At 61.1% G+C, this 25,020-nt stretch carries 22 protein-coding genes and 1 pseudogene; 11 read left to right on the top strand and 12 right to left on the bottom strand.

Features of this window, described 5'->3' with window-relative positions; genetic code table 11:
• Positions 1–4: 4 nt before the first annotated feature.
• Positions 5–199: pseudogene (locus tag WH91_RS22955) on the top strand (transposase); the annotation flags it as partial.
• Positions 200–207: 8 nt separating this feature from the next.
• Here the strand turns inward: WH91_RS22955 and WH91_RS00645 are convergent.
• Both WH91_RS00645 and WH91_RS00650 read right to left on the bottom strand, forming a co-directional pair.
• Positions 208–528: a hypothetical protein gene (locus tag WH91_RS00645; protein WP_143078000.1), complete on the bottom strand. Its 321-nt coding sequence runs from the start codon at positions 526–528 to the stop codon at positions 208–210.
• A gap of 480 nt (positions 529–1,008) precedes the next feature.
• Positions 1,009–1,929, bottom strand: coding sequence for an MYG1 family protein (locus WH91_RS00650; protein ID WP_046169076.1), 921 nt, complete (start codon positions 1,927–1,929; stop codon positions 1,009–1,011).
• A 155-nt stretch (positions 1,930–2,084) separates the two neighbouring features.
• Here WH91_RS00650 and fgd point away from each other — a divergent pair, with 155 nt between their 5' ends.
• The 6 genes from fgd (at position 2,085) to WH91_RS00680 (ending at position 7,879) form a co-directional block, all read left to right on the top strand.
• Positions 2,085–3,101 (top strand): glucose-6-phosphate dehydrogenase (coenzyme-F420), encoded by a 1,017-nt coding sequence (gene fgd / locus WH91_RS00655; RefSeq protein WP_046169077.1) that lies wholly within the window; start codon positions 2,085–2,087, stop codon positions 3,099–3,101.
• A 15-nt stretch (positions 3,102–3,116) separates the two neighbouring features.
• A complete protein-coding gene (gene cofE, locus WH91_RS00660; RefSeq protein ID WP_082101931.1) occupies positions 3,117–3,932 on the top strand; it encodes a coenzyme F420-0:L-glutamate ligase in 816 nt (271 codons plus the stop codon).
• 7 nt (positions 3,933–3,939) lie between these two features.
• Entirely contained in the window at positions 3,940–4,881 is a 942-nt protein-coding gene (locus WH91_RS00665) for a putative F420-0 ABC transporter substrate-binding protein (protein ID WP_052952494.1), read from the top strand.
• A gap of 97 nt (positions 4,882–4,978) precedes the next feature.
• The gene (locus tag WH91_RS00670; RefSeq protein ID WP_046169079.1) at positions 4,979–5,995 is read left to right on the top strand and encodes a putative F420-0 ABC transporter permease subunit; all 1,017 of its coding nucleotides are present in this window, start codon (positions 4,979–4,981) and stop codon (positions 5,993–5,995) included.
• Positions 5,992–6,804: an ABC transporter ATP-binding protein gene (locus WH91_RS00675; RefSeq protein WP_046169080.1), complete on the top strand. Its 813-nt coding sequence runs from the start codon at positions 5,992–5,994 to the stop codon at positions 6,802–6,804. The genes WH91_RS00670 and WH91_RS00675 overlap by 4 nt, the downstream gene beginning before the upstream one ends.
• 73 nt (positions 6,805–6,877) lie before the next feature.
• Positions 6,878–7,879: a TIGR03842 family LLM class F420-dependent oxidoreductase gene (locus tag WH91_RS00680; protein ID WP_046169081.1), complete on the top strand. Its 1,002-nt coding sequence runs from the start codon at positions 6,878–6,880 to the stop codon at positions 7,877–7,879.
• 134 nt (positions 7,880–8,013) lie between these two features.
• Here the strand turns inward: WH91_RS00680 and WH91_RS00685 are convergent, their stop codons facing one another.
• The 7 genes from WH91_RS00685 to WH91_RS25705 are packed head-to-tail and all read right to left on the bottom strand — an operon-like array spanning position 8,014 to position 15,119.
• Positions 8,014–8,850 (bottom strand): MBL fold metallo-hydrolase, encoded by an 837-nt coding sequence (locus WH91_RS00685; protein ID WP_046169082.1) that lies wholly within the window; start codon positions 8,848–8,850, stop codon positions 8,014–8,016.
• A 3-nt stretch (positions 8,851–8,853) separates the two neighbouring features.
• The gene (locus tag WH91_RS00690) at positions 8,854–9,633 is read right to left on the bottom strand and encodes a TatD family hydrolase (protein ID WP_046169083.1); all 780 of its coding nucleotides are present in this window, start codon (positions 9,631–9,633) and stop codon (positions 8,854–8,856) included.
• Positions 9,634–9,636: 3 nt separating this feature from the next.
• Positions 9,637–11,187, bottom strand: coding sequence for a methionine--tRNA ligase (metG, locus tag WH91_RS00695; RefSeq protein ID WP_046169084.1), 1,551 nt, complete (start codon positions 11,185–11,187; stop codon positions 9,637–9,639).
• A complete protein-coding gene (locus WH91_RS22260) occupies positions 11,184–12,206 on the bottom strand; it encodes an AAA family ATPase (RefSeq protein WP_052952495.1) in 1,023 nt (340 codons plus the stop codon). The genes metG and WH91_RS22260 overlap by 4 nt, the downstream gene beginning before the upstream one ends.
• Positions 12,203–12,889, bottom strand: a complete 687-nt coding sequence (gene tmk, locus WH91_RS00705; RefSeq protein WP_046169085.1) for a dTMP kinase — start codon at positions 12,887–12,889, stop codon at positions 12,203–12,205. Before tmk ends, WH91_RS22260 begins: the two co-directional genes overlap by 4 nt.
• A gap of 20 nt (positions 12,890–12,909) precedes the next feature.
• Complete coding sequence (locus WH91_RS00710) at positions 12,910–14,055, bottom strand: D-alanyl-D-alanine carboxypeptidase family protein (protein WP_158409493.1); 1,146 nt, start codon at positions 14,053–14,055, stop codon at positions 12,910–12,912.
• Between the two features lie 29 nt (positions 14,056–14,084).
• Positions 14,085–15,119 carry a septal ring lytic transglycosylase RlpA family protein gene (locus WH91_RS25705; RefSeq protein ID WP_074797231.1) on the bottom strand — a complete coding sequence of 345 codons (1,035 nt, stop codon included), beginning with the start codon at positions 15,117–15,119 and terminating at the stop codon, positions 14,085–14,087.
• A gap of 256 nt (positions 15,120–15,375) precedes the next feature.
• Between WH91_RS25705 and metH the strand changes: the two genes are divergently transcribed.
• Together metH and WH91_RS00725 are read left to right on the top strand one after the other, a co-directional pair.
• Complete coding sequence (gene metH, locus WH91_RS00720; RefSeq protein ID WP_046169192.1) at positions 15,376–19,128, top strand: methionine synthase; 3,753 nt, start codon at positions 15,376–15,378, stop codon at positions 19,126–19,128.
• A 141-nt stretch (positions 19,129–19,269) separates the two neighbouring features.
• On the top strand, positions 19,270–19,620 hold the full coding sequence (locus WH91_RS00725; RefSeq protein WP_046169087.1) for a hypothetical protein: 351 nt from the start codon (positions 19,270–19,272) through the stop codon (positions 19,618–19,620).
• On the opposite strand, the gene WH91_RS00730 is transcribed toward WH91_RS00725, so the two are convergent.
• Complete coding sequence (locus WH91_RS00730; RefSeq protein WP_046169088.1) at positions 19,617–20,168, bottom strand: DUF1643 domain-containing protein; 552 nt, start codon at positions 20,166–20,168, stop codon at positions 19,617–19,619. The genes WH91_RS00725 and WH91_RS00730 overlap by 4 nt on opposite strands.
• On the bottom strand, positions 20,165–21,067 hold the full coding sequence (gene folD, locus WH91_RS00735; protein ID WP_046169089.1) for a bifunctional methylenetetrahydrofolate dehydrogenase/methenyltetrahydrofolate cyclohydrolase FolD: 903 nt from the start codon (positions 21,065–21,067) through the stop codon (positions 20,165–20,167). The genes WH91_RS00730 and folD overlap by 4 nt, the downstream gene beginning before the upstream one ends.
• A 500-nt stretch (positions 21,068–21,567) precedes the next feature.
• On the opposite strand from folD, the gene WH91_RS00740 reads away from it, so the two are divergent.
• Both WH91_RS00740 and arr read left to right on the top strand, forming a co-directional pair.
• Positions 21,568–23,043, top strand: coding sequence for an AMP nucleosidase (locus WH91_RS00740; protein ID WP_046169090.1), 1,476 nt, complete (start codon positions 21,568–21,570; stop codon positions 23,041–23,043).
• A gap of 139 nt (positions 23,044–23,182) precedes the next feature.
• Positions 23,183–23,584: an NAD(+)--rifampin ADP-ribosyltransferase gene (gene arr / locus WH91_RS00745; RefSeq protein ID WP_046169091.1), complete on the top strand. Its 402-nt coding sequence runs from the start codon at positions 23,183–23,185 to the stop codon at positions 23,582–23,584.
• A gap of 72 nt (positions 23,585–23,656) precedes the next feature.
• Here arr and eno read toward each other — a convergent pair whose 3' ends face one another.
• Complete coding sequence (gene eno, locus WH91_RS00750) at positions 23,657–24,934, bottom strand: phosphopyruvate hydratase (RefSeq protein ID WP_046169092.1); 1,278 nt, start codon at positions 24,932–24,934, stop codon at positions 23,657–23,659.
• Positions 24,935–25,020 lie beyond the last annotated feature (86 nt).

Below are 25,020 nucleotides of genomic sequence, written 5' to 3' on the forward strand. Positions count from 1 at the left end.
GGCAGCCGGCGCCAGCCTGATCGCATCCTTTGCCAGGGGTATCACCAATGATAAATCCGCCATCCGCGCGGCGATCACCCAGCCATGGTCCAACGGTCAGGTCGAAGGGCAGATCACCAAGCTCAAGCTCGTCAAACGTCAGATGTACGGTCGCGCCAAGCTTGACCTGCTCCAGGCCAGACTGATCGGAGCAACATGATCCTGCGATCATCGAATGTGCGTCAGAGCCCTGACATGTCCCCCGAACAGGGGTGCGCCGCGGAACTGGGCGCCGTTCTCTAGAGAGAAATTCTGGACGGGACTATCGCACGTTACGGCATTGCGCTGGATGGCATCCTCATCCACACCCGCGAGGATGGCGAGCCGACGAAGAGCCGAAGTGGGGTAGGTTCCCTCGTTGAACGATACGATGCCGGACAGCAGATAGTGCCGTACGAACTCCTGGCTCGTCATGCAGCCATTTTCGGCCATTCGAACGACCAGCGAGTTTATGTCCTCGTCGTCATGGAATGCAGCAGGAAACGCCATGGCCGGCTGAATACGTCGGTCACTTCGGCCTTCTCTGGATGCGACTGCCCTTCGGACGCTTAGGCCGAGGAGCATCGTCCAAATCAAAGCCTTGATCACTCTCCTGATCGAGGTTCAGAGGAATGGTCGGCAACTTGCCTACATGCACGAATGGATTGATACCGAGCATCTGACTTTCCTCGATCAACGCGATATCGAAAGCCTCTGCCAGATGATTATCTGTTGCGAGTGAGGGACACGCTCAACATCTCACGCGGCAAAAATTCTTCCCGACTTAAAACTCTTTCCAAGCTCTTAGAAGACTGACTAGGTTGAGCGACACCCGAGCAATCCACTCAGCCAGTGCCAAATTGGATTGGGGCCAGTGTCAAATTGGATTGGGCGCGACACTCGCAGGGCACTCCCGGCTGCACATCAAAATTTCGCATAATATATATTATGGAACTGAAAACTGTATCAAAAGGCCCGGAATGCCTGAATTCAGCCTTCCTTCAACGCTTCCGCCACGGCGATATCCGCCATCGCTAGAGCCGCCTCACGGGTCTTTGCTGCCGCGACGAACCGGCCGTTGTGGCAGAAGCTCGCGCCGGTAATGCCGCTGGCTGCTTCGAGCTCGCCATTGGTCAATCCAGCCCATGACGCTGGTAGATCGGCGCGCGCCTCGAAGCCTTCGTCGGCCTTTCGGATGGTGGTCAGGCACCAGTCCTTGTCGCGCGGATGCACCACGAACAGCAGATGATTGGCGCCCGCCTTTATGATGCTGGGCCGGAACGGCATGCCCATTGGCAACTCAAGCACGCGTCTTTCGCCAGCAGCCGCGATGGCCGACTGCACGACAGCCTCGGCGCGCAGCTTGGCGGCGCTGCGGCCAATGCTGGCTTCAACGAAGCTGCGGGCAATCGCCAGCGCAATATGGAACTGTCGGTCATCGGCGCCGGGCTCGCTGTCGTCGAACACCGGCTTCAACGTTTCCAGCAGCGACGGCAAGGTCAGACCTGCAAGCAGCCCGGTCGGGCTAAGAGCGCCATTGTCGGTCAAATCGATCGGCAGCACGAAGCTGCCATCGAATTTCTCATGCACGGTCTCGATATCCGCCGCTGCAATGCCCGACGCCGCCAGATAGTCGCGGCCGTAGTGCTTCCAAACCAGCCCGAACGAGCTGTACGGTTGGCCATCGTCCCGCAGCGGTGCGCCGCGCTGGTGGTGGTCGAAAATGCGGTTTTCCGCCTCGTAGGCGCCACCAACGTCATAGATAATGCGATCGGCAGCAGGCGAAATCCACTCCGGCGCCCTGCTCCGCACGATCTTGGCTTGCGGAAATAGTCGAGTCAGGATGACACTCGACAGCAGTTCGTCGGCATGGAAGCCACCGGAATGGGTGACGAGATAATCGGGAATCATGCCGGAATTACCTTGCTGTTCGCGGGGATAGCCGCCTGAGGATGGCAATCAGATAGCCATTGCCGGGCGCTAGCTCAAGCAATCAACGAATCCGATGGACATTTTTGACCAATTGGTCAAAATATGACGGCGTCCGGCGAGCATTGGGGAATGGAATGCGCTTCGGTTATAAAGCTTCTGCTGAACAGTTTGCACCCAATACATTGCTGCGCTTCGCCATCGAGGCCGAGCAGGCCGGCTTTGAGTCGGTGTTCATCAGCGATCACTTCCAGCCCTGGAAACACACCGACGGCCACGCGCCCTTCGCCCCGTCCTGGATGGCGGCGGCTTTGGCTCGCACCGAAAAGCTGGTAGTCGGCACCTCGGTGCTGACGCCGACGTTCCGGCTACATCCCTCAGTCGTGGCCCATGCTTTCGGCACGCTTGGCGCTATGTTTCCCGAACGCGTCATTCTCGGCGTCGGCACCGGCGAGTCGCTGAATGAAGTGCCCTCCACCGGCATGGTCTGGCCTGAGCTCAAGGAACGCTCAGCGCGCCTGCGCGAGGCCGTAACGCTAATCCGCAAGCTGTGGAGCGAGGATCGCGTCACCTTCGATGGCGAATATTATAAGACCCAGAACGCCACCATCTATGACAAGCCCGACACGATGGTGCCGATCTACCTGGCCGCCGGCGGGCCGCTCAATGCCAAATATGCCGGTCGCGCTGGCGATGGTTTCATCTGCACATCGGGCAAGGGCGCCAAGCTCTATGTCGATCAACTGCTGCCCAATGTTGCCATCGGACGAGCCGAATCCGGCCGTGAAGCACTGCCGTTCGAGCGCATGATCGAAGTAAAGGTTTCGTTCGACACTGACGCCGCAGCGGCTCTCGAAAGTACCCGAGGCTGGGCCGCTCTTTCTTTGAGCGCCGAAGAAAAACACTCTGTCGAAGACCCCGCCGAAATGGAACGCCTCGCATCTCAACTGCCCATCGAGCGCATCGCCAAGCGCTGGATCGTGTCGAGCGATCCCGACGAGCACGTCGCGGCCATCAAGACCTATATGGACTACGGCTTTGATCATCTGGTGTTCCATGCCCCGGGCGAGGACCAGAGCCGCTTCATCGCGCTTTACGCCCAGGAAATCCTGCCGCGCCTGCGGGCGCTCGTGCCAAACGTCCCGGCCCTTTAGGTCCACGATATGTCCATGCCGCGCTATTCAGTTTGGGGCGTTACCGGAATGCCGGAGATCGACGCGGGCGATGACCTCGTCGCGCTGATCGCCGACGCCGTCCAGACGTCGATCGCTGAGGACTCCGACGCATTCTTGCGCGATGGCGACATTCTGGTCATCACCAGCAAGATCATCTCCAAAGCCGAGGGCATGCAGGTGCCCGCTGCCGACCGCGAAAAGGCCATCGCAATGGACACCGTGCGTGTCGTCGCTGAGCGCATCCATCCGGGCGGCGTCACCCAGATCGTCGAAACTCGTCATGGCCTCGTCATGGCAGCCGCCGGCATAGACACCTCCAACGTACCCGACGGTTTGGCGCTGCGCCTGCCCGAAGACCCGGACCGCTCCGCACGTGCGCTGTGTGAAGGCCTACGCCAGCATTTCGGCGTCTCGCTCGGCATTATCGTCACCGACACATTCGGCCGCCCATGGCGTGTCGGCCAGACCGACGTGGCCATCGGTGCAGCCGGCATCATTGTCACCGACGACTTGCGTGGGGGCGTCGATGCCAACGGCCGCCCGCTCAACGTTACCATCACGGTGCTCGCCGATGAACTTGCGGGAGCCGCCGACTTGGTCAAGGGCAAGGCGAGCGGCATTCCCGTCGCCGTGGTGCGCGGCTTGGGCAAACTTGTCACCGACATCGATGCCCCCGGTGCCCGCACACTGACCCGCGTCGGCGACGACGACATGTTCCGCTTCGGCTCAGCCGAGGCTTATCAACTGGGCTACGATGCCGCGCAGGCCGAACGCGCCCAAATACCTGCTAAACGCGTCACACAGGACTGAACCCCAAATGCGCACCCTTCCCCATCTGCTTAGCCTTGCCGTGCTTGCCCTGTCTGCCAGCGTTGCGACGGCGCAGACTACATATCCGCTGATGCTGGACAATTGCGGCGTCGAAATCACCCTGGCCGCGGCGCCGGCCAAGGTGGTCACCATCAAATCGACCGCCACCGAAATGCTGCTGGCGCTGGGCCTCGGCAACCACATTGTCGGCGTCGGTTTCCAGGATGGCCCGGCGCCCGAGCCATGGACCGCAGGAGCCGCAGCCTTGCCGGTGCTGTCCGACAAGCTACCCTCCCAGGAAGTGGTGCTCGAAGCCGAACCCGACTTCGTCTACGGCGGGTGGGAGAGCAACTTTGCCGCAGACGGCGCCGGTGAACGTCCAACCTTAACCGCGCTTGGCGTCGCCACCTACGTCTCACCGGCAGCCTGCCGTTCCGTCAAACCAGCCAAGCTGACGTTTGACGAGGTGTTCTCGGAGATCGACGAGATGGGCGTGATATTTGACGCTAAACCCGCCGCCGACGTTTTGATCGCCGAGCAGCGGGCAGCACTCGAGGCTATTCCCGCCGACGAGCGCGGCCTCACCGCCGTCTGGTATTCCTCAGGCACCAAAGCGCCTTATATCGGCGCTGGTAGCGGTGCTCCGCAGATGATGCTGGAAGCCCTAGGCCTCGACAACATCATGGCCAGCCAGGACGAAGGCTGGCTTTCCAGCAGTTGGGAGGCCGTGGTCGATGCCAACCCGGATGTGATCGTATTGGTCGATGCCACCTGGAACTCCGCCGAGCACAAGAAAAAGCTGCTGGCCGAAAACCCCATCACCAGCAAGCTCGACGCCGTGATCAACCAGCGCTACCTCGTGGTGCCCTTTCCGGCCTCAGAAGCCGGCGTGCGCAATGTTAGCGCAACGGCAGACATGGCGGCACAACTGGCCGATCTTTCCTTCTGAAACCGACCAGAGTGTTTGGTCGTCCCCACAACCCCGATCTGCGCCTCCCCCTTGACGGGGGAGGCTGGGCGAGGGCGGCCACGCGCTCCCGTCAACGATGAGTTCACAGACCCGTCTGGCAACGATCAGCCTGAGCCTGCTGGCATTGTTGCTAGCCAGCCTCGTGCTGGCCGTCATTTTCGGGCCGGCAGACATAGAGCCTGTCGAAGTCTGGCAGACCATCCTCCATCATTTAGGCCTGATCGCAGAAAGCCCCGTCAGCCGCCTGCGCGATGCCATAATCTGGGAACTGCGCCTGCCCCGCGTTCTTGCTGCGGCAGCCGTCGGCGCCGGCCTCGCCTTGTGCGGCGCCGTGATGCAGGCGCTGACCCGCAATCCGCTGGCCGATCCTTACCTGCTCGGCCTATCATCAGGGGCGTCGCTCGGCGCCGTGGCCTTCCTGCTGCTCGGCGCTTCCCTTCTCATGTCGCTGGGTGCCTTCCTCGGCGCTGGTGCAGCAATGGCCCTAACCCTGCTGGTCACTCAATTGCTTGGCGGCGCCACGCCAACCCGTGCAATCCTGGCCGGCATTTCTGTCTCGGCCCTCGCCGCCGCTGCCACATCCTTCCTGATTTTCTGGTCCGCTACCGGCGATTCCTACCGCGAAATCCTGAGCTGGCTGATGGGCTCGCTCAGCGGCGTAGTCTGGTCCGAGGCACTGCTGGTCATCGGCACACTCGCTCTAACCGGCCTGCCCATCCTCCTCTCCGGCCGTGCCCTCGACGCCTTCGCCTTCGGCGACACGGCCGCCGCCACGCTGGGTGTCGATGTCCCGCGCCTTCGCTGGTGGCTACTCGGGGGCACTGCCCTGCTCACCGGCGTACTTGTATCCGTCGGCGGCGCCATCGGCTTTGTCGGCCTGATCATCCCCCACGTCGTCCGGCTGATAACCGGTTCGCGCCATCGCGTCTTGCTGCCCATCGCCATGCTGCTTGGCGCCAGCTTCATGGTCTGGACCGATACCGCCGCCCGCAGCATGTTCGCTCCACGCGAACTGCCAGTCGGCATCATCACCGCCCTGCTCGGCGCCCCAATCTTCCTCATGGTGCTGCTCCGCTACCGGCGCATCACATGAGCGGCCTGATTGTCTCCAACCTCAGTGTGACGCTGGGCGAGAAAACCATTCTCAGTGACATTGCACTCACAGCCATGCCCGGGAGCATGACTGGATTAATTGGTCCCAATGGTGCCGGCAAATCCACGCTGATGCGCGCCATGCTCAAGCTGACGCCGCTGAGTTCTGGCACGATAACCTTCGACGGCACCAACCTGCTCGCCATGCCAGGTCGGGCCCGCGCCCAACTCACCGCCTTTGTTGAACAGAGCGGCAGCACCGATTCCCGCCTCACTGCCCGGGAAGTCGTCATGCTCGGTCGCATCCCGTTCCAGTCCGTCTGGCAATCCATGCCATCGCCCGCCGACTTAACCGAAGCCGAAACCGCGCTCGCCGCCGTCAACATGACCGCTTTCGCCGAGCGCCTGTTCCACACTCTCTCCGGCGGCGAACAGCAGCGCATCCTGATCGCCCGCGCTATCGCCCAGCAACCGCGCCTGCTTATCCTCGACGAGCCGACCAGCCATCTCGACGTCCATGCTCAGCTGATCACGCTCGACCTGCTACGCGGCCGCGCCCAAGCCGGCGCCACCGTGGTGCTGGCCTTGCACGATCTCAACCTCGCCGCCGCCTTCTGTGACACTCTGGTCGTCCTGCATGATGGGCACTTGGCGGGACAAGGCACCGCCGAACAAGTGCTCACCCCGGCCCTGCTTCGCACCGTCTACGGCGTCGAGGCTACCCTGCTGCAGCACCCCAAAACTGGACGTCCCCTGATCGCCTACGACCTGCCGAGCCGATTACGCATGGCCCCACCTAATAGCGATTGACAATTTTCCGGCGCCGACCCAAATTTTGATCGTCTGGTCAAAAATTAGACCATGGGCATTCGGGGAGGCATTCATGGAATTCGGCATCACCTTCAAAGGCTTCATCGAGGCCGACCGCGCCCGCTATCTGGTTCGTGCCGCCGAATATGCCGGCTTCTCCTACTGCTGGTTTTACGACTCGCACATTCTATGGCGCGATTGCTATGCCGCCATCGCCATGTGCATGGAACACACCGAACACATGCGGTTTGGGCCTTTGGTGACAAACCCGGACGTGCGCGACTGGTCGGTCGCGGCCTCGATCTTCGGCTCGCTGTCCAAACAATCCGGCGGCCGCTTTGACCTCGCCGTTGGCCGCGGCGACTCGTCGATGCGTGTTATGGGCAAAAAGCCCGCTACCCTCGCTCGCGTCGCTGAATTCATCGCCAAGACCCAGGCCATGGTGCGCGGCGAAGAGGTCTCTTATGGCGAGATTCCGGCTGCCGTGAAATTTCCATGGGCCGTCGGCCACGAAATGCCAAGCTGGATCGCCGCCTACGGCCCGCTTGCCCTCAAGACCGCTGGGGAACATGCCGGTGGCGTCGTGCTGCAACTGGCCGATCCCGGCCTTTGCAAATGGTTCACTGATCAGTGCATCGACGCCGGCAAGGCCGCAGGCAAAGACATGTCGAACTTCCGCTCTATGGCCGCCGCTCCCGCCTATTTCGGCGACAAGGCCCGCGCCATCGAGGCCACCAAGTGGTTCCCCGCCATGGTCGGCAACCACGTCGCCGACATCGTCGAAAAATACGGCGCCGACAGCGACAAGGTTCCGGCCTCACTCACCAGCTACATCGAAAAGCGCCGCGGCTACGACTATTCCAAACATGGCCAGGCCGATAACCCGTTCCTCGATTTCATCACCCCGGACGTGGTCGAAAACTTTTGCGTGCTCGGCGAACCCGAAGACCACATCACCAAGATCCACGCGCTCGAAGAAGCCGGCGTCACCCAGTTCAACATCTATCTCGACAGCGGCGACGAAGAAGAAATCATCGCCAACTACGGCCGCCACGTCATCCCGGCATTCCGCTAAGCGTCAAGACGGCGCCCCTCCACTTTATCCCTCGGGCTTGACCCGAGGGCCAGTCTCCACTCGGCGCAAACTCTCAAAGGCCCTCGGGTCAAGGCTGAGGGAAAACGGTGGATGGGGGAACCACGCAGCACCGGCTACCGGTTCAATATAATCCCGCTCAACACATCCACCTGCATTCCATCAAACGCCGGGGTCACATTCCCCGGCGTTTCTGCGTCGGTGCGGGCATAATCCAGGTCGATATGCATATTGGTCAGCACCGCCTGCCTCGGCGCAAACCGCGCGATCCAGTCCAACGTTTCAGGCAGGCTGAGATGACTAGGATGCGGCGTGGGCCGCAGCGCATCTACGATCCACAAATCGAGCCCGGAGATCGCGGGGAATGAAGCCTCGGGAAAGCCCGACAGGTCGCACGAATAAGCGACATTGCCGACGCGATAACCGAGCGAATTGATATTGCCGTGGGTCTGCTTGAACACGCCCACAGTGATCGAGCCGCCCGGCCCATCGACCTCCACCACATCACCGGGCACGATCTCGTGCGCATTGAGAATAGGCGGATAGTCGCTGCCCGGCGGCGAGACAAAGCAATAGCCGAACGCCTCGTTCAGCCGCGCGCCGGTCTCCGCATCAAAATACACATCGACCCGCCTGCGGTTATGCAGCGCCAGCACGCGCAAGTCGTCGATGCCATGGGTATGGTCGGCATGGGCGTGGGTGTAGAGCACCGCCTCGACCCGATCAACATTGGCCGCCAGCATCTGCTCGCGCAGATCACAGCCTGTATCGACCACGATCCGGGTCGGATCACCGCTGCCCTCGATGAAACCCTCGATCAGCAGCGAACAGCGCAAGCGCCGGTTGCGTGGCTCAGTAGGATCGCATCTCCCCCAGTCATTGCCGATGCGCGGCACGCCGCCAGATGACCCGCAGCCCAGAATGGTCGCGACGATCCGTTGCGCTGCAGGCATGGGTCAGACAGGTCCCACTTTGGTGAACAGTCGGTGAAAATTGGCGGTGGTCTCCGCCCCGAGCTGTTCGAGGCTTATCCCACGTACCTCAGCTACCTTTTCGGCCGTGTGGCGCACGAAGCTGGGCTCGTTGCTTTCGCCGCGATGCGGGATCGGCGCAAGATAAGGTGCATCAGTTTCAACCAGATAGCGATCGGCTGGAACGAACTTGGCGACCTCGCGAATTTCCTCGGCATTGCGGAAAGTGATGATGCCGGAAAAGGAGATATATCCGCCGAGGTCGAGCGCCGTGCGGGCGAGGCTTTCACTTGCAGTGAAACAATGCAGCAGGAAGGGAAAGGTCCCCTGCGCCGTCTCTTGGCGCAGGATTGCCGCCATGTCGTCATCGCACTTGCGGCTGTGGATAACCAGTGGAAGACCGGTGATCCGGGCCGCCGCAATGTGACGATGCAGACCGGTGGCCTGTGCCTCGCGCGGCGCATTATCGTAGAAGTAGTCAAGCCCCGCTTCGCCGATAGCAACGCAACGGGGATGGGCACTTAGACGGACTAGATCATCTGTTTGAATATGCAATTCTTCGTCGGCGTGGTGCGGATGCGTGCCTACCGAGCACCAGACGTTCGGGTAACGTTCCGCGATGGCGGCGTATGTGGAAAACTTATCCACATACGTGGATATCGTCACCATCCCGGTCACACCAGCCGCCGCCGCGCGCTCCAGAACGCCGTCGATATCAGCGGCCAGCGCCTCGAAGTCCAGGTGGCAATGGCTGTCGATCAACATCGCCTATTCCGCCTTGCGATCGATGCGCGCGAACACACCCTGCGGCACAGGTAGCTCGGTTCCTGCTGCCAGCAAACCAGGAATCTTGCTGTCAGCCAGCGTGCGGTTTTCTGCCGGCACGCCGAGCTGGTCCAGCAAACGAGCCGCCGAGGCCGGCACGAAAGCCAGCATCGGAATTGTCAGGCGCCGCACCGCATCGGCCGTAACGTAGAGTACGGTAGCCATCCGCGCGGGATCGGTCTTTTTCAGCGCCCAGGGTTCCTGAGCGGCGAAGTAATTATTGGCAGAGCTCAATGCCGTGATGATCGCGCCAGTCGCTTCGTGCACCAACTGCTCGTCCATAGCCTTCTGCGCTGCTTCGATCGCCTCTGTGACTTCGGCGGTGATCGCATTGTCGGCGTCGCTCAGCGCACCGGGCGTCGGCACCCTGGCATCGCAGTTCTTGTTGATCATCGATAGCGAGCGCTGCGCCAGGTTGCCCAGATTGTTGGCCAGATCGGCATTGACCCGCAGCGTCAGCTTCTCGTTGCTATAGTCGCCGTCATTGCCGAAGGAAACTTCGCGCAGGAAGAAATAGCGCACCGCATCGGCCCCGAACTCTTCGACCAATTCGAACGGATCGATGACATTGCCTAGCGATTTGCTCATCTTCTGACCATCGACGGTTAGGAACCCATGCGCAAACACGCGATGCTGCACTTCTATGCCTGCGCTCATCAGGAAGGCGGGCCAATAGACGGTGTGGAAGCGGATGATGTCCTTGCCGATGACATGTAGGTCCGCCGGCCAGAATTTCTTGAACAGCTCGCTGCCTTCATCGGGGAAGCCTACGCCGGTGATGTAGTTGGTCAGCGCGTCGACCCAGACATACATCACATGCCCCTCGGCGCCAGGCACAGGAATGCCCCAGTCGAAGGTGGTGCGTGAGATCGAAAGGTCCTGCAGCCCGCCCTTCACAAACGAGATGATCTCGTTGCGGCGCTCTTTGGGAGCGATGAAATCCGGATTGGTCTCGTAAAGGTCCAGCAGTTTCTGCTGATAGGCCGATAGGCGGAAGAAATAGGTCGGCTCTTCGACCCAGTTCACTTCGGCGCCGGTCGGGGCAAGCTTCTTTCCGTCTTTTTCGGTCAGCTCGGCCTCGTCAAAATAGGCCTCGTCGCGGACCGAATACCAGCCCTTGTAGGTCGACTGGAAGATGTCGCCGTTGTTGCCGGCGGCCATTTTGGTCCAGATCGCCTGGCTGGCCTCGTGGTGGCGCTGCTCGGTCGTGCGGATGAAATCGTCGTTCGAGACGTTCAGCGTCTCCGCCAGCTTACGGAACTCCGCCGAATTCTTGTCTGCGAGTTCGCGTGGCGTTACGCCCTGCGCTGCAGCCGTCTGCACCATCTTGATGCCGTGTTCGTCGGTGCCGGTCAGGAAATATACCTCGCGGCCTTCCAGCCGCTTCCAGCGAGCGATGGCGTCGGTCGCGATCATCTCATAGGCGTGGCCGATATGCGGTGCGCCATTGGGGTAGGAGATTGCGGTCGTGACGTAGAACGGCTTGGAGGTCATAAGGGCTCGGCTGAAACTGTAGTGGCTACATGCTTCCTGATCGCATCGAAGATGGCGACAAGCGTCTGTTTCATATCCAGACTGATGCTGTCGGCCTCGGCAAAAAGGGCGTGAGCCTTGTCCCATAGCTCGTTGGCAGAGGCAAGACGCATGCGTGCGCCTGGCTGCATTGCTGCATTTCGGGCCTCGTCAGCCAGCCAGTCATCAAGCATTTCACGAGCAAAGGTGAGCTCGGTGCTCTGGCGCTCCGCTCCCAGCGCGTCAGAAAGTTGCAGGGCAACACTGGCTGGATGCTGCGCCGGATTTAATAGCCACGCCTGCAATGCACCCAGTGCCGAGTCCGCCTCCAAGGCCAGCGTCTCAAAAGCCCGGCGTGGACGACCACCCGCGAGGGCGACAGCGCGGTCTAGCTCAGTCTGGCCTAGGCTTGCATCATGATCGAGCAGCACGGCGCGCACATCATCCTGACCAACCGAGCGCAAAGCAACGTTGTGGCAGCGCGACTTGATGGTAGGCAGCAACTGCCCGGGTCGATGCGAGATCAGCAGGAAGATCGTCTCGGGCGGCGGTTCTTCCAGCGTCTTCAGCAAGGCGTTGGCGGCTGACGGATTGCAATGGTCGATCGTATCGATGATCGAAACGCGATACCCCGCCCTGCCCCGCGTGTGGTGCAGGCTGTCACGCAACTCGCGCACATCCTCGACACGGATGACGGTGTAAAAGCTTTTAGCGTCCTTGGGACGGCGGCGCAGTAGGAACAGGTTCGGATGCGACAGCGCCCCGATTTGCTCCTCAACGCGATGACCGTCTTCGTCACCGGTCTGCGTCAGAATGGCGGCCGCCAGCTCGAAGGCAAACGTCGCCTTGCCGATGCCCTGCGGCCCATGCAGCAAGATAGCGCCCGGTAGCCGGCGATCAGCAAGCTGCGCGAGGATCGGCGCCCGCACCCGCTCATGCCCGCGCGCCAATTGGCGGCGTTCGGGCGGTAGCACGTCTTCAAGCGCGTCAGGATCCGTCACGCTTGCGAACCAGCCAGCAATTCCGGAAACCGTTGGCTGGCAGCCTTCCAGATCGCCGCCTCCAGCGTCTCTTCGGGCTGGGCCGCGGAAATCACCACGCAGCGTTCGGGATTATCCTTGGCGATGCGCAGGAAGCCATCGCGCAGGCGCTTGTGCCACTCGATCTCTTCTTTCTCGAAGCGATCGCCGGATACTTGAAGCCCATCTTCGACCGCACGTTCGGCCACCCGCTTGAACGCGGCGTCGGGATCCATGTCGAGGACGATGGTCAGATCAGGCGTGTGGCCGTCGAGGGCAAGGGCTTCAAGGCCGGCAATCAGCTTGTCATCCACACCACCGGTCAGCCCCTGATAGGCGCGGGTCGAATCATGAAACCGGTCCGACAGCACCCATGTGCCGTTGCGCAGGTTGGGCGCAATCAACTGATTGACGTGGTCGAGCCGCGCCGCCGCGAAGAGTACCGCCTCGCCGCCGGGGCCCCAGCTTTCCGAGCGGCCTTGCAAGATGAACGAGCGGATGGCTTCAGCCTTTGGCGTACCACCGGGTTCGCGCGTGCGAATGGCCTCTATCGAGTGCCGCTGCAGGTTTTGCAGCAGGCGCTTGACCTGGGTGGATTTGCCGACGCCTTCGCCACCTTCAAAGGTGATGAAACGGGCGTGACTGATTTTGGGCGCATCGAGCATGACGGCTTTCTATACGAGTCTCACATCCAGCCAAGAGCAAGCTGCTTGAGGGCGTCAGTTGCCTTGCGCACGATATCGCCTTCTTTGACGGTCTCCGCGGCAAACAGCGGCGCAACCTGCACCAGTTGATCGTCGCAGAACACGTGCAGCTCGGCGATCTTGTCGCCCTGCATCACGGGCGGCATCAGCGGGCTTGTATAGGATACCGATGCGCTAAGGCATTTGCGCGACCCGCGCGGCAGATAGAGCGCGACCTCGCCGTCACCAACCAGCGCCACACTCGCACTGGTGCCGCCATAAACATTGGCATAGGCAACTACGGCGCCATCGGGATAGGCCGAGAAACGCTCGAACGCCCGGGCGCCCCAGGTGATCAGCTTGCGCCCCTCTTCGGTGCGCTGGGCCATCGACGTCAGGCCATGCACCACGGCGATCAGGCGTCGTCCGCCATCCTTGGTGGAAATAACAGACCCATAACCGGCAGATTCCGTATGGCCAGTCTTGAGCCCGTCGACGCCGATGCCGAGTTCTACGAGAGAATTCCGGTTCGGCTGCTTGATGCCGTTCCACTCCATCTCGGGCTCCGAGAAGTAGTGATAATAATCGGGAAATTTGCTGATCAGGTATCGCGCCAGATCGGCCAAATCCCGCGCAGTCACATGCATATCCGGGTCTGGCAGGCCGGTGGGATTGGTGAAATGGGAATCGGATAGCCCAATTTCTTCGCCGAGCTCGTTCATCATTGCCGCAAAGCTGCCTTCCGAGCCGGCGATGCCTTCAGCTAGTACGATGGCTGCGTCATTGCCCGACTGGATAACGACTGAGCGGACCAGGTTCTCGACGCTGATCTTTGAATTGAGGTCGGCAAACATGGTCGAGCCGCCGGAGGTGGCGCCGCCGGTACGCCACGCGTGTTCGGAAACGAAAAACTCGTCGCTCATTTTGAGTTGGCCATCGCGGATCTGGTGGAACACCACGGCGATCGTCATGAGCTTGGCCATGCTGGCCGGCTCCATCGGCAGGTCGGCATCTTTCTGAAAGATCACCGTGCCGGACTCTTCGTCCATCAGGATGGCGAACTTTGCCTGGGTGTCGAACTGCGCCTGCGCCATGGCGGGCGCGACCAGCGCCAGCGTGATCGCCAGAATTTGCAACAAGCGCGTCACGTCCACCCCTCCCGATGCCGACATTCAGACTAGTTGAGCTTTATGTCATTCAATCCGAGTTCGCGAGCCAGATCGAGAACATCAATGCGTGATACGCCGGGCTTGAGATAGGTCATGCGAAGACGGGTTGCGTCGCGGCCGCCGACAGTGACCGGCTCCTCTGCCACCGACCCGAGGATTGCGAACTGCTCGGTCAGGGCTATCGCATTGTCCTGATTGGAAAAAGTACCAAGCGTAAGGTCGATGGTTCGAGCGTCGGCATCCATCGACTGCACCCAGTCAGCCAGCGCGGGGGACTGTGTGCCCATGGCGTTAACGGCAGCGAAGGCTGTGCCTATATTGGCGTCAGCCTGCTTTGGACCTTCGGCATAAGAGAACATGCCACCAAAGAAATTGCCGGCGATATCGGCCAGGCTATTGGTGCCGTCGGCATAGGCGGTGCGCGTGCTGCCGCCGAAATCGGCTGGGCCGGAGTAGCTGGCCACCAGCCTGCGGGTGTCGTCGCCTTCGAGTGGCGCCGGGCCGACATATTCGGCTTTTATTTGTGTATGACCGTTGTTTACGTAGCCAAGCATTTCTGCGGCGCGGTGTGACAGATCCATGATGCGACCAGGCATATAAGGCCCGCGATCATTGACCCGCACGACCACCGAGCGGCCATTGGCTTCGTTGGTAACGCGGACATAGGACGGCAGCGGTAGAGTTGGGTGGGCGCCGGTGATGGCGTTGGCCGAGAAGATTTCGCCGTTGGCGGTGCGGCGGCCATGGAAGTCGGAGCCGTACCAGGATGCGTCGCCGGTTGCGACGTAGTTGGGTTGTTCGGCTGGGGTGTAGACGTTACCCCGCACGGTATAGGGTTTGCCGACCTGATAGCGGCCGCCGCCCTTGGGTGGATTGGGATTGTTGGTGACGCGGGGCGACACCCCTACCCCATATTCGGATGAGCTGAAGGCGCCGCGCTTTAGGGTTGCGCCGAGACCACCGCCGCCACAGGCAGCGATTATCGGGGCAATCAGGGTTGCCAGAGCGACAAGGCGGATGGCGTTACGCCAAGGGGTCGTCATCACGGTCAAGCAAACTCTTACGCTGGTCACACTACGAGCGTAGATCATAACGCGATCAGGGAACACTCGCGCCTACAGAACCGATTTCTGGTTTCAGCGAGGTTAAAGACAACAGACTGTTAGCACTGAGAGTAGCATTTGAAGCCAATAGGTGACGGATCGGTGGACAAACTCTCCCACTCCCGGCCTTGCATCGAACAGGATATAAAGATATCTTTATATCTTCTGGAAATAGCGAACTTGCAGGTAGATGGCGATGAGCCAAGTCAATGACGCCCACATTCCCGACTGGAACGAGGTCCGCGCCGCGCTGACCAAGGCAGCGCAAGAGCGCATCCTGATTCTGGACGGCGCCATGGGCACCATGATCCAGCGCGAAAAGCTGACCGAGGCGAATTTCCGCGGCGAGCGCTTCAAGGACTGGACGCTGCCGCTGCAAGGCAACAATGACCTGCTGGTTATAACAGAGCCGCAGATCATCGAGGATATCCATTACCAGTATTTCATGGCTGGGGCCGATATCGCCGAGACCAATACGTTCTCGGCGACCTGGGTGGCGCAGGCCGATTATGCCTGCGAGAGCGCGGTTTATGACATCAATTACCAGGGCGTCATCGTGGCGCGCCGGGCCGCCAAGCGCGCCGAGGCCGAGGATGGCCGCCGCCGCTTCGTCGCCGGGGCGCTGGGGCCGACCAACAAGACGTCGTCGATGTCGACCGATGTGACCAGCCCGGGTTTCCGCTCGATCACCTTCGATCAACTGGTGGACGCCTATGGCGAGGCCATCCGCGGGCTGCTCGACGGTGGCGCCGACCTTCTGCTGTTCGAGACCATCACCGATACGCTCAATACCAAGGCCGGCATTTTCGCGGCGCAGCGCATTTTTGAAGAGCGCGGCATCGACGTGCCGATCATGATCTCGGGCACCATCACCGACTTGTCGGGCCGCACCCTGTCCGGCCAGACGCCGACGGCGTTCTGGTATTCGCTGCGGCATGCCAATCCGATCACCATCGGGCTGAACTGCGCGCTGGGCGCCAATGCCATGCGTGCCCATCTGGGCGAGCTGTCGGATGTGGCGGACACGTTCATCTGCGCTTATCCCAATGCCGGCCTGCCGAATGCGTTCGGTCAGTATGACGAGAGCCCGGAGTTCATGGCCGAGCAGATCGAGAGCTTTGCCGAGGCGGGCTATCTTAACATCGTCGGCGGCTGCTGCGGCTCCACGCCGGACCATATCCGTGCCATCGCGCAGGCTGTGGCCAAGCACAAGCCGCGCGTCATCCCGGAAATCGAGAAGATGTTGCGGCTGTCGGGGTTGGAGCCGTTTACGCTGACCAAGGACATCCCCTTCGTCAACATCGGCGAGCGCACCAACGTCACCGGCTCTGCCCGCTTCCGCAAGCTGATCACCGCCGGCGACTATGCCGCCGCGCTCGACGTGGCGCGCGATCAGGTTGCCGCCGGTGCCCAGGTCATCGACATCAACATGGATGAGGGGCTGATCGACTCCAAGCAGGTGATGATCGACTTCCTCAACCTGCTGGCCGCCGAACCCGACATTGCCAAGGTGCCGCTGATGATCGATTCGTCCAAGTGGGACGTGATCGAGGCAGGCCTCAAATGCGTGCAGGGCAAGGCGCTGGTCAATTCGATCTCGATGAAGGAGGGCGAAGAGTCTTTCCTGCACTACGCTCGGCTGGTGCGCTCCTACGGCGCTGCCGTGGTGGTGATGGCCTTCGACGAGCAGGGCCAGGCCGATACGCTGGAGCGCAAGGTCGAGATTTGCACCCGCGCCTACAAGCTGCTCACCGAAGACGTTGGCTTTCCACCGGAAGACATTGTTTTCGATCCCAATGTGTTCGCCGTGGCGACCGGCATCGAGGAACACAATGGTTACGGGGTTGCCTTCATCGAGGCGACCAAGATCATCACCGAGACCCTGCCCCACGTCCATATTTCGGGCGGTATTTCCAACCTGAGCTTCTCGTTCCGTGGCAATGAGCCGGTGCGCGAGGCGATGCATGCGGTGTTTTTGTACTATGCCATCCAGAATGGCATGGACATGGGCATCGTTAATGCCGGTCAGCTTGCCGTCTACGAGAGCATCGACAAGGAACTGCGCGACGCCTGCGAGGACGTGATCCTCAATCGGCGAGACGACGGTACCGATCGCCTGCTGGTGCTGGCAGAACGCTATCGCGGCACGGCTGGCAAGGAAGCCGCTGCGAAGGATCTGCGCTGGCGTGAAAAGTCGGTCGAGGAACGCATTGCCCATGCGCTGGTCAATGGCATCACCGAGTTCATCGACGCCGACACCGAGGAAGCGCGGCTGAAACTGCCGCGGCCGCTGCATGTCATTGAAGGCCCGCTGATGAGCGGCATGAGCATTGTCGGCGACCTGTTCGGTTCCGGCAAGATGTTCCTGCCGCAGGTGGTGAAATCCGCCCGTGTCATGAAGCAGGCCGTGGCGCTGCTGCTCCCCTATATGGAAGCCGAGAAGAACGCCGACGGCAATGCCACCGGCCGCCAGAGCGCCGGCAAGGTGCTGATGGCGACGGTAAAGGGCGACGTGCACGACATCGGCAAGAACATCGTTGGCGTCGTGCTGAGCTGCAACAATTACGAGATTATCGACCTCGGCGTCATGGTGCCGACGGCAAAGATTTTGGCGACGGCGCGGGAGCTGAATGTCGATATCATCGGGCTATCGGGGCTGATCACCCCATCGCTCGACGAGATGGTGCATGTGGCCGCTGAAATGGAGCGTGAAGGTTTCGACATCCCGCTGCTGATCGGCGGGGCAACGACCAGCCGGGTGCATACTGCGGTGAAAATCCACCCGCGCTATAGCGCCGGCCAGGCGGTGCATGTGAACGACGCCAGCCGTGCGGTGGGTGTGGTGGGCAACTTGTTGTCCAAGGACAACAAGGTCAGCTTCATTGCCGATATCCGCGCAGAATATGCCAAGGCCGCCGCAGCGCATGAACGGGCCGAGCACGACAAGAAGCGCGTGCCGCTGACGGTTGCGCGGGCTAACTCGTTCAAGCCGGACTGGGCTGGCTATACGCCGCCGAAACCGAGCTTCCTTGGCACGAAAGTGTTCGACGATGTCGATCTGGGCGACTTGGCCAAGTACATCGACTGGACGCCGTTCTTCCAGACTTGGGAACTCAAGGGGCGCTATCCGGCCATTTTGCAGGACGAGCGGCAGGGCGAGGCGGCGCGGCAGTTGTTTGCCGATGCGCAGGCCATGCTGAAGCAGATCATCGACGAAAAATGGTTCAAGCCCCTCGCCGTGGTCGGCTTCTGGCCGGCCAATGCCGTCGGTGACGATATTCGCCTGTTCAAGGATGAAGGCCGCGCCGAGGAAATCGCCACGCTGTTTACCCTGCGCCAGCAGCTCAGCAAGCGCGATGGCAAGCCGCACATGGCGCTGAGTGACTTCGTGGCACCGGCTGGGACGCCCGACTATATGGGAGCTTTCGTGGTTACCGCCGGGCTTGAGGAAGTCGCCATCGCCGACAGGTTCGAGGCGGCCAACGACGACTATTCGTCGATTTTGGTCAAGGCGCTGGCTGACCGTTTCGCCGAGGCATATGCCGAGATGATGCATGAGCGGGTCCGCAAGGAATATTGGGGCTATGGCGCCGAGGAAAGCTTTGCACCGGACGAGCTATCGGGCGAACCCTACCGCGGTATTCGCCCGGCGCCGGGCTATCCGGCCCAGCCCGACCATACGGAAAAAACCACGCTTTTCCGGCTGCTGGATGCAGAGAAGAATGCTGGCGTGACGCTGACGGAGAGCTATGCGATGTGGCCGGGCTCGTCGGTGTCCGGCGTGTATTTTAGCCATCCGGAGGCGTATTATTTCGGCGTGGCCAAGGTCGAGCGCGACCAGGTGATCGATTATGCGCAGCGGAAGAACATGACCCTGGCCGAGGTCGAGCGCTGGTTGGGGCCGATTTTGAACTACATACCCACCGCGGCGATTGTTGCGGCGGAGTAAGAGTCCTTGTTGGGTACCCCCTCCTAGCCTCCCCCTGATGAGGGGGAGGAATCTGGGCGGCGTTTTACCCACGATATCGCCAAAAAACTGGATGGAATTCCTCCCCCTTTTCAGGGGGAGGCTAGGTGGGGTATTCTTCCTTTGTCACGCATTGAACCCATCGCTGTTACGCTGATCACCGAGCCCGGCCGGCTGCTGGCGCTCGATGGCGATACCGCCCTGCTCCGTCTGCCGGCCAACTCGGGCCATGGGCATGAAGACGGCGGCCAGTGCATCGCCTGCGCCATGCGGACCGATGTGCGTGCGTTGTTGTTTGATATGCTGGAGGGGGCAAAACAGGGTTTGCGGCCAGCGTTCAGCAAGGTCGTGGTGGATGCGAGTGCGGTGAAGGATGTTTCGGTGGTGATCGCGGCGCTCACCGGGAAACTGCCGGCGCAGGCGTTGCGGGATCATACGGTGGCGCGGATGTTTTATCTGGCTGGCGCGGCTTAGCTGGATTGGTACCGCACCAGCGGCGTATCAGCCCGTAGATATAGCGGATGTTTCGGCGAACCATCGCCATTGATGCCGAAGCACCACAGGTCCACGCCATCGGCGCGCAATGCTTCGACTAGCGCCCTGCCGGCGGGAGCCAGGGCCTTGTTGAGCTTGCCGTGGCACAGGATGACGAAATCGGCGCCAGCGGCAGCCTTGCGGATGGCTGGGAGGTTTTCGTCGGATACCGCGACGAGGCCGGGCGCCAGCAGCATTTTAGGATCGGTGGCGCGGTAGTCGCCGACATTGGCCTTGACCATGGCGGTGTAGCCCTCGCGATTGGCGAAGGTCCATTCGCGGGCGCATGTCGGATCATTCGCCGTGGCGTCGGCGGTGCTGGGGTTCATGCCGATGAACAGAATATAACGGATGCTGAATGAATTTCCGGTCCACCGACGCATCAGCTGCCGATAGCGTCCATCGGCGCTGAAGGTGGCGTCGCCTTTAACGCCAGGCATCAGGGCCAAGCGCACCTTGCCGCCGGGGTCGTGGCTGGTGAGGGTCATGCGGTGAGGTCGCTCGGTGGCACGAGGCCATTGATCAGCGAGGCGGTTGTGACGGTGTTGGCCAGGAGGCACGCGATCGTCATCGGGCCGACGCCGCCGGGCACTGGCGTGATGGCACCGGCGACTTCGGCGACTTCGGCAAATGCCACGTCACCCAGCAGGCGGGTCTTGCCTTCGCCGCGCTCCGGCGCGTCGATGCGGTTGATGCCGACGTCGATGACGGTAGCGCCGGGCTTGATCCAGTCGGCCTTGATCATTTCGGGACGGCCGACGGCGGCGATGACAATGTCGGCCTGGCGCACGATACTCGGCAGATCGCGGGTGCGCGAATGCGCCATGGTAACGGTGCAGTTCTCGCGCAGCAGCAATTGCGCAATCGGCTTGCCGACGAGGTTGGAACGGCCGACGACAACGGCGTGCAGGCCGGACAGGTCGCCCAGCGTATCGCGTAGCAGCATCAGGCAGCCGAGCGGCGTGCAGGAGACCGGGCCTGGCAGGCCGATGGCCAGCTTGCCGACGCTGGCAGGCGTGAAGCAATCGACATCCTTGGCCGGGTCGATGGTCTGGATGATCTTGAGGCTATCGATGTGGGCGGGCACCGGCAACTGCACCAGGATACCGTGGATCGCCGGGTCCGCATTGAGCTTTTGAACCAGCGCCAGCACTTCGGCCTCGCTGACGGTTTCAGGCAATTCATACTTTTCGGAATGCATGCCCATTTCGACGGTCTGCTTGGCCTTTTGAGCCACATAGACCTGACTGCCTGGATCGTAGCCGACGATGACCACAGCGAGACCGGGCGTAATGCCGTGCTCGGCCTTGAGGCGCGCTACATGGCCAGCAATGCGACCGCGCAGGCCTTCGGCGAACAGTTTTCCGTCGATGATTTTTGCGGTCATGGGACACTCCAAGGGGTGATGGCGCAGCAATAGAAAACGCCGGGCCATTCGTCCATGGTGGTGGGCAAATAAAAGGGCTGCAATGGCATGACCATTGCAGCCGGTCCGATCATGAAAAGAAAAGGGCTGCAATGGCATGACCATTGCAGCCGGTCCGATCATGAAAAGAAAAGGGCTGCAATGGCATGACCATTGCAGCCCTGGGGAACGTCGGCCAACCGCGCTGTTGAGGGCTTGGGGGACAAGCGGCCTGCCGACACTCCTCGTCCACCGGTTGCATGGGTCGATTGCCGTGCCAGTGAACTGAGTGTCAAGGTGGTGCGCAATTGCGGCAAGAAAAGTCCCCTTCACACCGATGTGAAATCCGGGCCAGCTCGGTGGCCCAGTTGATGGCTTGCCGCGAAGCTGTCATTTCATTGGGCTAGACGCTGCCGGATATGCAGCGCGATTCCGCAGAAGACGGCAGGTTCAATCCGGAACCTGCGATTTGAAAGAGCAAGATGACCACGATCAGCCCGCCGCGCCGTGAAAAGCAGTCCTTCACCGATCCCGAGAAGGCCTGGAAATATCTGGCGGAGCTGTATCACCGCAATACCAGCTTCATCCGCGGTCATCTCGATGCGCTGGCCAAGGGCTCGGTGCCGGAAGGCCGGGTCCGCGCCTGCTATCCTCAGGTGGAAGTGCGTTCGACCAGCTATAGCAAGACCGAGAGTACCCTGCCCTATGGTTTCCTCCATACGCCCGGGCTGTATCGCACCACGGTGACGGCGCCCGACCTGTTCAAGCAGTATTTCCAGGAGCAGTTCACTGTCATCCTCAAGAACCATGGTGGCACCATCGACATCACCGAGTCGGACACGCCGATTCCACTGCATTTTGCGGTGAAGGCCAATGAGCGTATCGACGGCGAGGCGCTCAACGCGCTCAATATTCCGCTGCGCGACGTGTTCGATGCCCCCGACCTTGGCAATACCGATGACGAGATTGCCAACGGCACCTTCGTGCCGCCCAAGGGCGGACCATACCCGCTATCGGCCTTCACCGCGCCGCGGGTGGATTACTCGCTGTTCCGGCTGAGCCATTACACCGGCACCGACGCCAGCCACTTCCAGAATTTTGTGATTTTCACCAACTACGCCTTCTACATCGACGAGTTCTGCCGCATCGCGAAGGGCTATATGGCCGATGGCCACCCGCATTATGAGAGCTTCATCGAGCCCGGCAATGTGGTGACCGACAACGCCCTGCGTGGTGGTGCGGTGGCCGGAACGTCGCCGGTTCGTGCGCCACAAATGCCCGCTTATCACCTGACCGCCGACCGTGGCCGCGGCATCACCATGGTCAATATTGGCGTTGGCCCATCAAATGCCAAAACCATCACCGACCATATCGCGGTACTGCGTCCGCATGCCTGGATCATGCTCGGCCACTGCGCCGGGCTACGCAATTCGCAGGAACTGGGCGACTACGTGCTCGCCCATGCCTATGTGCGAGAGGACCATGTGCTCGATGCCGACTTGCCGCTGTCGGTGCCGATTCCAGCGCTTGCCGAAATCCAGGTCGCGCTTGAGCAGGCGGTGCACGAGATTACCGACACGCAGGGCGTCGAGACCAAGAAGATCATGCGCACCGGCACGGTTGCCACCTTCGACAACCGCAATTGGGAATTGCGCGACCAAGTCGAGATTACGCGTCAGCTGAGCCAGTCTCGCGCCGTAGCGCTGGATATGGAGTCAGCGACGATCGCTGCGAATGGATTCCGCTTTAGGGTGCCTTATGGGACGTTGCTGTGCGTTTCAGACAAGCCGCTACATGGCGAGCTGAAGCTGCCGGGCATGGCCTCGGATTTCTACCGGACGCAGGTCAACCGGCATTTGCAGATTGGGCTGCGGGCGATGGAGATATTGCGCGACCAGCCGGCGGAACGGCTGCATTCGCGGAAGCTGCGCAGTTTTGCGGAGACGGCGTTTCAGTAGGCTTGATTGGTTGAAAAGGGTTGGCGCGTCGTCAAAGCCGGGACGCTGCCTTCACTTTGCATATATGGAGCGCTTGTGGCTTGCTTCAAGCCCCAGACTTGGCAGTAAAAGGGTGCCCTCATCGCTAGAGGAACTTCCCATGACTCCATCCAATGAAGTGTACTACCACGGCACACGCGCCGATCTGCGCGTGGGCGATCTGATCGGCCCCGGATACAAGTCGAACTACGGTCAGCATAAGCTCAATGGCTGGGTCTACTTCGCCGCGACCCAGGAGGCGGCGATCTGGGGTGCTGAACTCGCTATGGGCGACGGACGGCAGCGAATCCACATCGTTGAGCCGACGGGGCCGTTCGTGGACGACCCCAACCTGACGGACAAGAAATTTCCCGGCAATCCGACGAAGTCATATCGCAGCCAGCAGCCGCTGCGGGTGATCGGCGAACTCGAAACCTGGCAGGGGCACCCGCCCGAGCAGGTGCAAAAGATGCTGGATCGCCTGGAAGAGCTGAAACAGCAAGGCATTGAAGCGATCGATTGATGCGGTTTACCAGTATCAGCCATTAAAAAAGCCCGGCATCGCTGCCGGGCTTTTGCATTCAGTGTGGTGAATTTAGCGGCCCTTGACTACCGAGTAGCCGGCATACTTGGCCGAGATGCCGAGCTGCTCTTCGATGCGGATCAGCTGGTTGTACTTGGCCAGGCGATCGGAGCGCGACAGCGAGCCGGTCTTGATCTGACCGCAGTTGAGCGCGACCGCCAGGTCGGCGATGGTTGAGTCTTCGGTTTCGCCCGAGCGATGGGACATCACCGAGGTGTAGCCGGCGCGGTGCGCGGTTTCGACGGCGTTGAGGGTTTCCGACAGCGAACCGATCTGGTTGACCTTGACCAGGATCGAATTGGCAACGCCCATCTTGATGCCCGAGACGAGGCGCGCGGTGTTGGTGACGAACAGATCGTCACCGACCAGTTGGACCTTGCCGCCGATAGCGTCGGTCAGGGCCTTCCAGCCCTCCCAGTCGTCTTCGCTCATGCCGTCTTCGATCGAGATGATCGGATAGCGGGCAGCGAGATCGGCGAGGAAGGTGACGTTTTCGTCGGACGACAGCGACTTGCCTTCGCCGACCATCTCGTACTTGCCGCCCTTGTAATATTCGGTGGCAGCGCAATCGAGGCCGAGGAAGATGTCCTCGCCGGGACGGTAGCCGGCCTTTTCGATCGAGCGCATGATGAAGCCCAGCGCGTCGTCGGCCGACTTCAGGTAGGGCGCAAAGCCGCCTTCGTCTCCCACGGCGGTGTTGTGGCCTTCGGCCGACAGGCCCTTCTTGAGGGTGTGAAAGATTTCCGAGCCGATGCGCACGGCGTCAGCAAGGTTTTCGGCGCCGACTGGCAGGATCATGAATTCCTGCATGTCGATCGGGTTGTCGGCATGCTCGCCGCCATTGATGATGTTCATCATCGGCACCGGCAAGACATGGGCGTTGGGGCCGCCGATATAGCGATAGAACGGTAACTCGCTCGACTCGGCAGCGGCCTTGGCTACGGCCAGCGACACGCCGAGAATGGCGTTGGCGCCGAGGCGCGACTTGTTGGGGGTACCGTCGAGGTCGATCATCGCCTGGTCGACGGCGAGCTGGTCGAGCGCGTCCATGCCCTGGATTTCGTCGAAGATCGCGGTGTTGACGTTTTCCACTGCCTGGGTGACGCCCTTGCCGCCATATTTCTTGCCGCCATCGCGCAGCTCGACGGCTTCATGGGCGCCGGTGGACGCACCAGAGGGAACGGCTGCGCGGCCGAAGCTGCCGTCGTCCAGCACCACATCGACTTCGACGGTGGGATTGCCGCGGCTATCATAGATCTGACGGCCAGAGACGTGGATGATTGAAGACATGGTGGCGCCCTTCCCGAATGGGTTCTGTCGGTTTCAGCGCCTCTCGTAGACGCCCCTTGTGACAAGTAAAAGAGGGCAGATACAAA

Source organism: Devosia psychrophila, assembly GCF_000971275.1.
In the GTDB taxonomy this organism is placed as follows: Bacteria; Pseudomonadota; Alphaproteobacteria; order Rhizobiales; family Devosiaceae; genus Devosia; species Devosia psychrophila.